At 76.3% G+C, this 11,722-nt stretch carries 9 protein-coding genes; 2 read left to right on the forward strand and 7 right to left on the reverse strand.

Annotation, left to right across the window (positions count from 1 at the left end; translation table 11 throughout):
• Nucleotides 1-650 precede the first annotated feature (650 nt).
• Together C9F11_RS30875 and C9F11_RS30880 are read right to left on the reverse strand one after the other, a co-directional pair.
• A complete protein-coding gene (locus C9F11_RS30875) occupies nucleotides 651-2,036 on the reverse strand; it encodes an FAD-dependent oxidoreductase (RefSeq protein WP_138962329.1) in 1,386 nt (461 codons plus the stop codon).
• Between the two features lie 142 nt (nucleotides 2,037-2,178).
• Complete coding sequence (locus C9F11_RS30880) at nucleotides 2,179-3,153, reverse strand: DUF4349 domain-containing protein (RefSeq protein WP_138962330.1); 975 nt, start codon at nucleotides 3,151-3,153, stop codon at nucleotides 2,179-2,181.
• A 164-nt stretch (nucleotides 3,154-3,317) separates the two neighbouring features.
• Between C9F11_RS30880 and hemG the strand changes: the two genes are divergently transcribed.
• Entirely contained in the window at nucleotides 3,318-4,808 is a 1,491-nt protein-coding gene (gene hemG / locus C9F11_RS30885) for a protoporphyrinogen oxidase (RefSeq protein ID WP_138962331.1), read from the forward strand.
• Nucleotides 4,809-4,812: 4 nt separating this feature from the next.
• Entirely contained in the window at nucleotides 4,813-5,532 is a 720-nt protein-coding gene (gene hemQ / locus C9F11_RS30890; protein ID WP_138962332.1) for a hydrogen peroxide-dependent heme synthase, read from the forward strand.
• A gap of 10 nt (nucleotides 5,533-5,542) precedes the next feature.
• Here hemQ and C9F11_RS30895 read toward each other — a convergent pair whose 3' ends face one another.
• From C9F11_RS30895 to C9F11_RS30915, 5 genes are all read right to left on the reverse strand, one after another.
• Nucleotides 5,543-7,153, reverse strand: coding sequence for an alpha/beta hydrolase (locus C9F11_RS30895; protein WP_138962333.1), 1,611 nt, complete (start codon nucleotides 7,151-7,153; stop codon nucleotides 5,543-5,545).
• Nucleotides 7,154-7,255: 102 nt separating this feature from the next.
• Nucleotides 7,256-8,050, reverse strand: a complete 795-nt coding sequence (locus C9F11_RS30900; RefSeq protein ID WP_138962334.1) for a TIGR04222 domain-containing membrane protein — start codon at nucleotides 8,048-8,050, stop codon at nucleotides 7,256-7,258.
• Nucleotides 8,051-8,154: 104 nt separating this feature from the next.
• Nucleotides 8,155-8,979 carry a DUF4142 domain-containing protein gene (locus C9F11_RS30905; protein WP_138962335.1) on the reverse strand — a complete coding sequence of 275 codons (825 nt, stop codon included), beginning with the start codon at nucleotides 8,977-8,979 and terminating at the stop codon, nucleotides 8,155-8,157.
• A 189-nt stretch (nucleotides 8,980-9,168) separates the two neighbouring features.
• The gene (locus C9F11_RS47565) at nucleotides 9,169-10,242 is read right to left on the reverse strand and encodes a TIGR04222 domain-containing membrane protein (RefSeq protein ID WP_171075880.1); all 1,074 of its coding nucleotides are present in this window, start codon (nucleotides 10,240-10,242) and stop codon (nucleotides 9,169-9,171) included.
• Between the two features lie 41 nt (nucleotides 10,243-10,283).
• Entirely contained in the window at nucleotides 10,284-11,642 is a 1,359-nt protein-coding gene (locus C9F11_RS30915; RefSeq protein WP_171075881.1) for a DUF692 domain-containing protein, read from the reverse strand.
• Between the last annotated feature and the right edge of the window lie 80 nt (nucleotides 11,643-11,722).

Below are 11,722 nucleotides of genomic sequence, written 5' to 3' on the forward strand. Positions count from 1 at the left end.
CTCTGACGCGTCACATAGTGCGACTCCGCTGGGGGTGTTGTGCCGGTTCCGTGAGATCTGGCGGAAAAGAGCTGGCAAGCGCCGTGCGGTGCGGGAGAGGGCTCCTGAGAGGGGTGGGGTTTGACGGAGTGTTGACCTGTGAACCGTTCCCGGAGAGCCGTGCCCGCTCAACGGGGTCGGGTCTGCCTCGCCGCCGAAGTGATTGGCTGCTGCACCTATGGGGCGTGCGCGGGGGCGCGTTTCAACTCGGTCGCACTCCTGCGGCGCGCGTGGGAACCGGCCACGCCCGGGGGGTGCGCGGGGTTTGATGGAATGCCGGAAAGCGGGTTCGACCTGCGTTGCCGTTGGAATGTGGGGCGTGGGCCTTCGGACCTGAGGCCGGGGCTGGCGGGGGCGCCCTGATGTGCGGGGGAATCAGATGTTCCCCGGACCGGGCGGGCGGCGGAAATTGGTGCGGACCAATGCCCCTTCCGTCCCCGCCGCCCCGCGCGGCGGGGAACCTCCCGGCCGCCCACCGGAGCCCGGCCCGGCCCGTGGGCACCGCCTGCGCGTGCCTGCCCGCCGATGCGTACCCCGCCCACCCGGGACGCGCCCCGGCGGCTCGGGACGCGCCCCGGCAGCTTGGGGCTTCGCCGCCGGGGCGGGCTCCGTCAGCCGACGGTCCCGCGGACCGCCGTCACCGCCTTGCGGGCCGCCACCAGGACGGGGTCCCAGACGGGGGAGAAGGGCGGCGCGTAGCCGAGGTCCAGGGCCGTCATCTGCTCCACCGTCATCCGGGCCGTCAGGGCCACCGCCGCGACGTCGACCCGCTTGGCCGCCCCCTCGCGCCCCACGATCTGCGTTCCGAGCAGCCGCCCCGTCCGGCGCTCCGCCAGCATCTTCACCGTCATCGGGGCCGCCCCCGGGTAGTACCCGGCCCGGCTCGTCGACTCGATGGTCACCGTCTCGTACCGCAGGCCCACCGCCTTCGCGTCCTTCTCGCGCAGGCCCGTGCGCGCGATCTCCAGGTCGCAGACCTTGCTCACGGCCGTGCCGACGACACCCGGGAACGTCGCGTAGCCGCCGCCCACGTTCGAGCCGATGACCTGCCCGTGCTTGTTCGCGTGCGTGCCGAGCGCGATGTGCCGCTGCTGCCCGGAGACCAGGTCGAGGACCTCCACGCAGTCGCCGCCCGCCCAGACCGCCCCGTCCGCGACGGGCCCCCGCACCCGCATCGAGAGGTCCGTGAGCAGCCCGCCGTGCTCCCCGAGGGGCAGCCCCGCCGCCCGCGCGAGCTCCGTCTCGGGCCGTACGCCGATTCCGAGCACCACCACGTCCGCCGGGTACTCGGCGTCCTCGGTGGCCACGGCCCGCACCGCGCCGTCCTCACCGGTGAGGATCTTCGTGACCTCGGCGTCGTTCACCATCGCGATGCCCATGCCGGACATCGCGTCGCCGACCAGGCGCCCCATGTCGGGGTCGAGGGTGGACATCGGCTGCTCGCCGCGGTTGAGGACCGTGACCTCGTAGCCCCGGTGCAGCAGCGCCTCGGCCATCTCCACGCCGATGTAGCCCGCGCCGATCACCACCGCCCTGCGTCCCTCGGTGGCGGCGAGGCGGTCAAGGAGCGCCTGGCCGTCGCCCAGGGTCTGCACCCCGTGCACGCCCGGGGCGTCGATGCCGGGCAGCGGCGGCCGCAGCGGCCGCGCGCCGGTGGCGATCACGAGCTTGTCGTACGCCGTCCACTCCTCGGAGCCCGAGGCGAGGTCGCGCGAGCGCACCCGCCGCCGGGCCGGGTCGATCTCCGTGACCTCCGTTCGCATCCGCAGATCGATCGCGCGGGCCCGGTGCTCCTTGGGCGTCCGCGCGATCAGGTCGTCGCGGGCGGAGACCTCGCCGCCGACCCAGTACGGGATGCCGCAGGCGGAGAAGGAGGTGAAGGAGCCGCGCTCGAACGCGACGATCTCCAGCTCCTCGGGCGCCTTGAGCCTGCGTGCCTGGGACGCGGCGGACATGCCCGCCGCGTCACCGCCGATGACCACCAGTCTTTCGCTCATGCGCCCACGCTACGTCGCCGGTCAACGCGCCCGTCGTACCCCCGCGTTGCCGCCCCGCCCCGCCCGTGCCGCACCGTCCGCCCCACCCGTGCCGCACCACACGCCCCGCCCGTGCCGCACCACACGGCCCGGCCGGGCCGCCTCAGGAACCGTCCGGCGCCCGGGGCGGGACCTCCGGCGCCCGGGGCGTGCGCGACGGCCGCACCGTGCGCCCCCGGCCCCACCGCAGCCACGCCGCGCCCAGGAGCGCGACGCCCGCCGCGAACGGCAGCGCCGCGCCCAGGGCGACCGCCGCCCAGCGCAGCATCGTCACGAACGCGCCCCAGCCGCCCGCCAGGGCGTCCACGACGGTCGGACCGCCGTCGTCATCGGCCCCGCCGCGCCCCGCCGGGGCCTCGGTGAGCGTCAGCGTGACGGTGGCGAGCGCCGTGCGGTCCTTGAGCGAGGCCTGCCGCGCGAGCAGCGCCTCCAGATCCGCCTGACGGGTGCTCAACTCGCCCTCCAGGGACACGATGTCGCTGATCTTCGTGGCCTTGTCCATCAGCTCCCGCACCCGCGCCACGCTCGCCCGCTGCGTCCTGACCCGGCTCTCGACGTCGACGACCTCCTCGGTGACGTCCTCGGCCTTGGCGGTGCGCGACAGGAGCCTGCCCGTGCCCGCCAGGTCGGACAGGACCTGCGCGTACCGCTCCTGCGGCACCCGGAGGACCACGCGCGAGCGCTCCCTGCCGTGCCGGTCGCGGTCCGTGGTCTCGTCGCCGACCAGGCCGTCCGCCTCCTGGGCCACCGCGCGGGCCCGTTCGAGGGCCTTCGACACGTCCCGTACGCGCACGGCCAGCGACGCCGTGCGGATGATGTGCGGGCCCTCGGCCCGCAGCCGCCCGGACGGCTTCTTGGCCCCGGCCCCCTTCGCCCCGGCCTCCTTGGCGCCGGGCGCCGCCGCCCTGCCGTCACCGGCGAACTCCCCGGCGCCGTCGCCCCGCTCGGCCCGGGCCGCGTCGCCGCCCGACGCCTTCCCGTCGTCGCCGCCCGCGCCGCACCCCGTGAGCGCGAGCGTCCCCGCGAGCAGCGCGACGGCCAGCGCCCGCACGCCGCCGCCTGTCCTGGCCCTGCGCATGTCGTACCCCCGAGCTCGTCGTGACTGTGCCCCTACGACGGCCCGGGAGCCCGGGGCGTTCGGCCCGTACGGTCCCGAAGCGGTCCCGGCGCGGTCACGAACGGGACTCGCCCCGGCGGGAGACGGCCGTCGGGCGCCCGGAGGCCGTCTGAGACAGTGGGGGCATGCGCGCAACGGACACCTCGACGGATCGGGGACACGCAGGTCAGGAACGTGCGGGACAGGCGGCCCACGTCGTCGTGGTGGGCGGCGGCATCGCCGGGCTCGCCGCCGCGCACCGGGCGCTCGCGGCCGGGTGCCGCGTGACCGTCGTCGAGGCCTCCGACCGCGTCGGCGGCAAGCTGCTCCCGGGCGAGATCGAGGGCGCGCGGGTCGACCTCGGCGCCGAGTCGATGCTGGCCCGCCGCCCCGAGGCGGTCGCGCTCGCCCGCGAGGCCGGGCTCGGCGACGCGCTCCAGGCACCCGCCACGGCCAGCGCCTCGCTGTGGACGCGCGGCGCCCTCGTGCCCATGCCCAAGGGCCATGTGATGGGCGTGCCCGGCGACCCCTCGGCGCTCGCCGGGGTGCTGTCCGAGGACGGCCTGCGGCGCGTCGCCCAGGACGCGGACCTCGCGCCCACCGAGGTCGGCGAGGACGTCGCGGTCGGTGCGTACGTGGCGGCCCGGGTCGGCCGCGAGGTCGTGGACCGCCTGGTCGAGCCGCTGCTCGGCGGGGTGTACGCCGGGGACGCCTACCGCCTGTCGATGCGCATGGCCGTGCCGCAGCTGTACGAGGCCGCGCGCAGCCACGCCTCCCTGCTCGACGGCGTCCGCGAGCTCCAGGCCCTGGCCGCCGCGCGACAGCAGACCGGACCGGTGTTCATGGGCATCGCGGGCGGCGTGGGCCGGCTGCCGCTCGCCGTCGCGGACACGGTCCGCGCGCGGGGCGGCGAGATCCTCCTGGGCACCCCCGTCCAGGCGGTGCGCAGGACGCCCGACGGCTGGGAGGTGCGCGCCGGGGACCGGCTGATCGCGGCGGACGCCGTGGTCCTCGCCGTTCCCGCCCCGCACGCCGCCCGCCTGCTCGACCCGGTGTCCCCGGGGGCCGCCGCCGAGCTGCGGACCGTCGAGTACGCCTCCATGGCCCTGATGACGCTCGCCTACCGGCGCGCCGACGTGTCCCTGCCCGAGGGCAGCGGCTTCCTCGTGCCGCCCGTCGAAGGCCGCACCGTCAAGGCGTCCACGTTCGCCTCCCAGAAGTGGGGCTGGGTCGCCGAGGAGAACCCGGACCTGCTGGTCCTGCGCACCTCGGTGGGCCGCTACGGCGAGGAACGGGACCTCCGGCGCGACGACGGCGAGCTGATCGACGTCTCCCGCGCCGATCTGCGCGCGGCCGTCGGCCTGACCGCGCGGCCCGTCGCCGCCCGCGTCACGCGCTGGCAGGACGGCCTGCCCCAGTACCCCGTCGGCCACCACGCGCGCGTGGCCCGCGTCCGCGCGCACGTGGGCCGCCTGCCGGGCCTGGCCGTCTGCGGGGCCGCGTACGACGGCGTCGGCATCCCCGCCTGCATCGCCAGTGCGTACGCCGCCGTCGACCAGCTCAGGGGCGACTTCTCCGGCGTCGAGGAGCTGACGGCCCACCCGGTGCAGAGCCTCCACGGCGGCGCGGGACAATAGCCGCATGAGTGACGACGCCCCCGCCAAGATCCCGAACGCCGGCAAGAAGGCCAAGGACCTCAACGAGGTCATCCGCTACACCCTGTGGTCCGTCTTCAAGCTGCGCGACGTCCTGCCCGAGAGCCGCCTCGGGTACGCGGACGAGGTCCAGGAGCTGTTCGACAAGCTGGCCGCCCAGGACGTCACCGTCCGCGGCGTCTACGACGTGTCGGGGCTCCGCGCCGACGCCGACATCATGATCTGGTGGCACGCGGAGACCAGCGACGAGCTCCAGACCGCGTACAACCTCTTCCGCCGCACCAAGCTCGGCCGCGCCCTGGAGCCGGTCTGGTCGAACATGGCGCTGCACCGCCCGGCCGAGTTCAACAAGTCGCACATCCCGGCGTTCCTCGCCGACGAGACGCCGCGGAACTACGTGAGCGTCTACCCCTTCGTGCGCTCCTACGACTGGTACCTGCTGCCCGACGAGGACCGTCGCCGCATGCTCGCCGACCACGGCAAGATGGCCCGCGGCTACCCCGACGTGCGCGCCAACACCGTCGCCTCGTTCTCCCTCGGCGACTACGAGTGGCTGCTGGCCTTCGAGGCCGACGAGCTGTACCGCATCGTCGACCTCATGCGTCATCTGCGGGCCTCCGAGGCCCGGATGCACGTCCGCGAGGAAGTGCCGTTCTACACCGGCCGCCGCAAGTCCGTGGCGGACCTGGTGGAGGGGCTCGCGTAAACCGCTCCGCTCACCGCCACGCCGCGCGCGTTCCGGGCGCCTTCGTCCGCGCCCGGGACAGCGGCAGCGGCTCCCGGTGCGGCGCGCACTCCGCGTGCCCCTCGGGGAGGCTGCCCCGCAGCAGATACGCGTCCAGGTAGCCGTTGACGCAGGCGTTCGGGCCGCCCGCGATGCCGTGCGTGCCCGCGCCGCGCTCGGTCACGAGGACCGAGCCGAAGAGCCGCTCGTGCAGCTCCTGGGCGCCCGCGTACGGCGTCGCCGCGTCCCGCTCGGCGGCCAGGATCAGCGTCGGCGGCAGGGCGCCCGGCGGGGTCCACACGTCCACCGGCCGCTGCCGGGGCGCGGGCCAGTAGGCGCAGGGCAGGTTCATCCAGGCGTTGTCCCACGTCTCGAACGGGGCGGTGCGCGCCAGGTCGGTGTTGTCGCGGTCCCACACCCCGAAGTCGGTGGGCCAGGAGGCGTCGTTGCACAGCACCGCGGTGTACACGGCGTTGCCGTTCTCCTCCTCGGCGGCCGCCGAGGGCTTGGGCCCGGCCTGCGCGACCAGCGGCCGCGGATCGCCCTTGAGGTACTGCGACAGGGCCGTGGCCCGCATCGGCCAGTAGTCGTCGTAGTACCCGGCCTGCAGGAACGCCGAGTGCAGCTGGTCGGAGCCGACCGTACCGCCCGCGGGCTCGCGGGTCACCGCCGCCCGCACCTTCTCGTACGCGCGCGCCACGTCCTCGGGCGTCGCGCCCAGGCCGTACGTCCGGTCGTGCTTGGCCACCCACGCCCGGAAGTCGGCCCAGCGCCGCTCGAACGCGGCGGACTGGTCGAGGTTGTTGGCGTACCAGACCTGCTCCGGGTCCGGGTTCACCGCCGAGTCGAACACCATGCGGCGCACGTGGCCGGGGAACAGCGTCGCGTACACGGCGCCGAAGTACGTGCCGTACGAGGCGCCCATGAAGGTCAGCTTCTCCTCGCCGAGCGCGGCGCGCAGCACGTCCAGGTCCCGGGCGTTGTTCAGCGTGGTGTAGTGCGGCAGGGCGGCACCGGCCCGCTCGGCGCAGCCGCGCGCGTACGCCCGCGCCCGCTCGATCCGCTCGGCCTTGGCTGCGGGGCCCGGGTGGACCGGCGAGTGGGTGGGCGCCTTCGTGAACTCCTTCGGGTCCTGGCAGGACAGCGGCGCGGAGCGGCCGACGCCGCGCGGGGCGTAGCCGACGAGGTCGTACGCCGCCGCCAGACGCCGGAACTCCGGCAGTCCGCGGACCAGCGGGAAGTACATGCCGGACGCGCCGGGGCCGCCCGGGTTGAAGACGAGCGCGCCCTGCCGGGCCACCCGGTGGCCGCCCGCCCCGCCGGTCGCCTCGGCACGGCTGACGGTCAGTTGGATCTGCTTGCCGTCGGGGTCCGCGTAGTCGAGCGGGACCGTGACCGTGCCGCAGCGCACGGACGGCGGCAGGCCCTCCGCCGCCGGGCAGGCCCCGAAGCGGACGCCCGCGGCGCGGGCGCGCTCGGCGGCCACGGCGGTGCCCCGCTCCTCCCGCGTGGGCAGGGGGAAGGAGTGCGCGGGGGCGGCGACGAGGGCGGAGAGGACCAGGGACCCTGCGGCTCCGTACAGGACGGCTGCGGCTGCTCTCATCGCGGTTCTGGGCCCTTTCGCACAAGAAAGCCATGAATTGTGACGAAAGGGATGTTTCGCTCAGCGGTTGGCGAAGTAAAGCACCGGTCCGCCGGTGTCGGCTCAATGACCCTCTTGGCGCGTGGACCGGTAGCCGTCGAGGTTCGGGTCCCGGTGCGAGAGCGCGGCGCGCAGGCCCGGGTCGTTCAGGGCGCGCACCCCGCGCACGGCGAGTGCCGTGAGGTCGTCGCGCGAGGGCACCGCGCCGAGCAGCCGCTGCCCGGCGGGCGACGCCCAGCGCGACGCGGGCACCTCGAAGCGGGCGATGGCCAGACAGCTCAGGGTGAGGAGCAGCGGCAGCGCGAACCACACCGCGACCGGCAGGTCGTCGCCCTGCCCCTGGCCGGGGAGCAGCGTCGCGCACGCCCCGAGCACGGCGATCGCGGCCGCCGCGGCCCGCACCTGCCGGAGCGCGCCCGCGATGCCCGACCAGGAGCCGTCCGGCACGGCGAGCCCCGCCGCGACCAGGCGGTCGGCGAGGGCCCGCACCGCGTCCGCGGTGGCCGTCGCCCGGCGCACCGGGGGGATCCGGGACTGCCCGCCGGGGCCGATCGCGCCCAGGACCGACCGCTCCACGTCGTCCGGGGCGTCCCGGGCGCCGCCGACCGGGTCGACGACCGTGGCCCAGCCGGTGTGCGCGAGCAGCAGCCGCCGCCGTCGCGCCATCGAGACCAGCGCCACGTCGGCCACCCGGCCGGGGCCGCCGGACAGGAACGCCGCCTCGTACAGCGTGAGGCACCGCGTCGACCCGGGGGTCCTGGCCTCGGCGGCCGCGGCGTGCACGGCGGCCAGGCACAGCCGTCCGCAGGACAGGGCGGCGACGGCGCAGGCGAGGAGCAGCAGCGGAACCCAGAACATGCCGGTGTTTCTATGTGAACCTCCGGTGACGGCGCCAGCGGAATTCCACGATGTGGACGAGGATCACAGGGCCCCAGGGCTCACAGGGACAGGGATCACCGGGCTCACGGGCGGGGTCTCGGCCGGGACACGGCGGGCGGCAGCGTGAAGCTCGGCGTCGGCGTCACCGGTGACGCCGAGGGCGGCGAGCCGTCCACGGGGCCCGGCGGCGCGGGGGAGCGGGTCGCGGGCTGCGGGCCCGAGGTCGCGCCGTCACGGGCGATCCGGTCGAAGTCGACGAGCCCGGTGGCCTCCAGGACCTTGATGTGGTCGAGGACCGTGGTGTTCGCGTCGTCGGCGAGGGCGCGCACCAGCGAGTTGCGGGTGCCGGCGCGGACCTGGGCGACGAGGGCGAAGACCTTGCCGTGCGCGAGCCGCAGGACGTTCGCGAACGTCTCGTCGTACGCCGTGCCGCGCGCCGCGCTCAGCTCGGCCAGCCAGCGCCGCTGCTGGGCGGTGGGCTGGCTGGGCAGTTCGAGCCGCAGCTGCGCCGCGACCTCGCGGACGCGCGCGTCGAGGAAGGTGTGCCCCTCCACGAGGTGCTCGCCCGCGGTGTGCACGGCCTGGGTGGTGCCGCGCTCCCCGGCCTGCTGCCCGGCGGGCAGCTCCCACAGGCCCGCGAGCCGCACCTTGGTGACGAAGTCCCGGTCGAGCGCGGACAGCGGCCCGAACTCGGTCGACTCGGTCTGCGCGTTGAGGGCGTCGAGGCCGGTGCCGGACCGGTCCTCGTAGGACCACACGGGAAAGACCAGCGCGGCCAGGGTGACGACGAGCCCCACGAGCACGAGCCCGCTGCCGCTGATGAGCCCGCCGCCACGGGTGAGTCCGCCGCCCCGGACGAGTCCGGTGCCGCGGGTGAGTCCGCCGCCGCGGACGAATCGGGATCGCATGAAGCCTCCTGTAGCGCCTGTGCACGCTAGTGCGTGCCGCAGGCCGGGGGCCGCGATACCGCGCGAGGTACGTCAACGTCCGTACGGGGGCGTGCACGTGGTGCGGTCGTGCGCGCCCGTGGGATGCGGCAGGGGCGGTCGCGGGGGCGGTGCCCCTGGCGAGGGCACGTCGGCCGTGTCCCCCGGAGGTCAGTCGCCTCCTCCGCCTCCTCCTCCGCAGCCGCCCCCGCAGCCCGCCCCGCAGCCGCCTCCGCCGCAGCCGCTCCCGCCGCTGCCACAGCCGGAGCCGGAGCCGCCGCGGGTGTCGCTCTCGCCGTCGCGGTGCGCGGTGCCGCAGCTGGGGCCGCCGCAGCCGGTGCCGCCCGCGCACCAGGCGACGGGGGTGCCGGTCCACAGGCCGGTGGTCCCGGAGGGCGCGGGGGAGGCGGCGACGGGCACGGCGGGCGGATGGCCGACGCGCAGCCGCCGTGCCTGCGCGAGCTGTTTGCGCAGCTCGGTGTCCGCGACGCCGCGCAGGCCGCGCGCGGCGACCGCGTGCGCGGCCCCCCGCTCCTCCTTGCGGGTGCGGGCCCGGTGCAGGCGCAGCGCCACGCGGCCCCGCGCGGTCGCCCGGTCCCTGGCCGCCCGGGAGCAGAGCACCCCGACGGCGCCGCCGAGCAGCACCACGAGGACCACTTGGAGGTCCGAGTACGCGGAGTTGGACCTCCCGACCGAGGACGTCGCGGGGAGGACGAGGCCGAGCGGCACGCCCGCCGCGCACAGGACGAGATGCGCGGTGATCCGGCGCCGCCAGGGCCGCAGCGGGCCCGGCGGTGCCATCAGACCGCGGGCGGCGAGCCCGTCCCCGAGCCCCTGCACGGCCGGGGCGCGCATCACCGCGGCGCGCAGCCAGTGCAGGGCGCCGCTGGGCGCGGTGGCGTACGTGGCGAGCACCGCGGCCTCCACCGGGTGCCGGGCCGCGGCGCCCGGGGCGACACCGGCGAGGCCGGGGTGCGTGACCAGGAGGCGGCCGTCCTCGTGCAGGGCGGCGAGCGCGGCGTCGGCGGCCCGGCCGGGCCCGCCCGCGAGGAAGGCGGCCTCGTAGGCGTCGTCCAAGGAGCCGTGCGGCGGTTTCGCGCGGCCGTGCCCCGGGCGTCGCCGGGCCAGGAGGACCCCGGCGACGACGGCGGCGCACGAGGCGGCGACGAGCAGGAAGTAGCAGCCGGTCAGGGCTTCGGCGGCCGCGTCGGACAGGGCGGTCTGCGTCAGGTGGGTGCGGTGCATGGCTGGTCCTCGGGAGCGGTGGGTGCGGGCGGGGCGCCGCGTCAGCGGAGCGCCTGGCTCCGGCGCAGCGCGAGCCGCGCCGTGCGCAGCCAGCGCGTCACCGGGCGGCCCTCCAGCGGGCGCGGCCCCGAGCGGTCCAGCCACCAGTGGGTGAGGCGGCCGCGCGCCGCGGCGTCCTCGGGGCGGCCCGCGAGCAGCAGGTGCTCGGCGAAGGACAGCGCGTCGCGGCGGTAGCCCGCCGTCATCGGACGCCCGGCCGCGTAGGCGCGGAACTCGCCGCGGTACGCGTCCCCGAGGATCTCCGGCAGCTCGGGCGCGACCTTCGCCACGACGTCCGCCCGCTTGGCGGCGAGCGCCCGGCCCTGCACGCGAAGCCGCGCCCGGTCGAAGCCCTCCGGCGCGGGCGTCCCCGCGACGAGCGCGGAAAGCAGCGACGCCTGCGCGAGGGCCACGCGCTCGCGGGCGGTGGCGAGGGCCCCGGCGTCCGGTACCTCGGCCGGGGCCTGCGGGGCCTGCGGCGCCTGCGGGGCCGCGCCGGTGCCGGGGAGGAGCCCGGCACCGGGGCTCCCGGACCCCGCCGCCTTCGTCACCGTGGCCCGGATCGCGTCCAGTTCGCGCGCGAGCTCGCCCGGCGCGGGGAAGTTCTCGTCCCGCTCCAGGAGCACGCCCGGCGGGTCCGTGCGCGCGGCCAGGTCGGCGAGGACGTCGAGGACCGGCTGCGGCACGGGGTGCGCGTGGCTGTCGTGCCAGACGCCGTCCCGCTCGAAGCCGCCCGCCACGTGCACGTACGCGAGGGCCTCCAGGGGCAGCTCGGCCAGCGCCTCGGCGGGGTCCTCACCGCGGTTCACGTGGTTGGTGTGCAGGTTCGCCACGTCGATGAGCAGCCGTACGCCGGTCCGCTCCACCAGCTCGTGGAGGAACTGCCCCTCCGTCATCTCCTCGCCCGGCCAGGAGACGAGGGCCGCGATGTTCTCCACGGCGAGCGGCACGGGCAGGGCGTCCTGCGCGATCCGCACGTTCTCGCACAGCACGGCGAGCGCGTCCCGGGTGCGCGGCACCGGCAGCAGGTGCCCCGCTTCGAGCCGCTGCGAGACGGTGAGCGGCCCCCCGGCCCGGACGAAGGCGATGTGCTCGGTGACGAGCGGCGCGCCCAGGGCCCCGGCGCGCTCCGCGAGCGCGGCGAGCCGCGCCTCGTCGGGCCGGTCGGCGCCGCCGAGCCCGAGCGAGACGCCGTGCGGCACGACCGTGACGCCGCGCTCGCGCAGCCGCGTCAGGGACGCGGGCAGATGCCCCGGGCAGACGTTCTCCGCCACGACCTCGACCCAGTCGACGCCGGGCATGCGCTCCACGGCCTCCGCTATCTCCGGCCGCCAGCCGATCCCCGTACCCAACCGCACCATGATTCCCCCCGTGTCCTTGGTCCTTCGCTCCGTGACGCGCCTTTGCATCCTCCTTCGACGCCGGAGTCATGACCGCGACA

It is taken from the genome of Streptomyces sp. YIM 121038, assembly GCF_006088715.1.
In the GTDB taxonomy this organism is placed as follows: Bacteria; Actinomycetota; Actinomycetes; order Streptomycetales; family Streptomycetaceae; genus Streptomyces.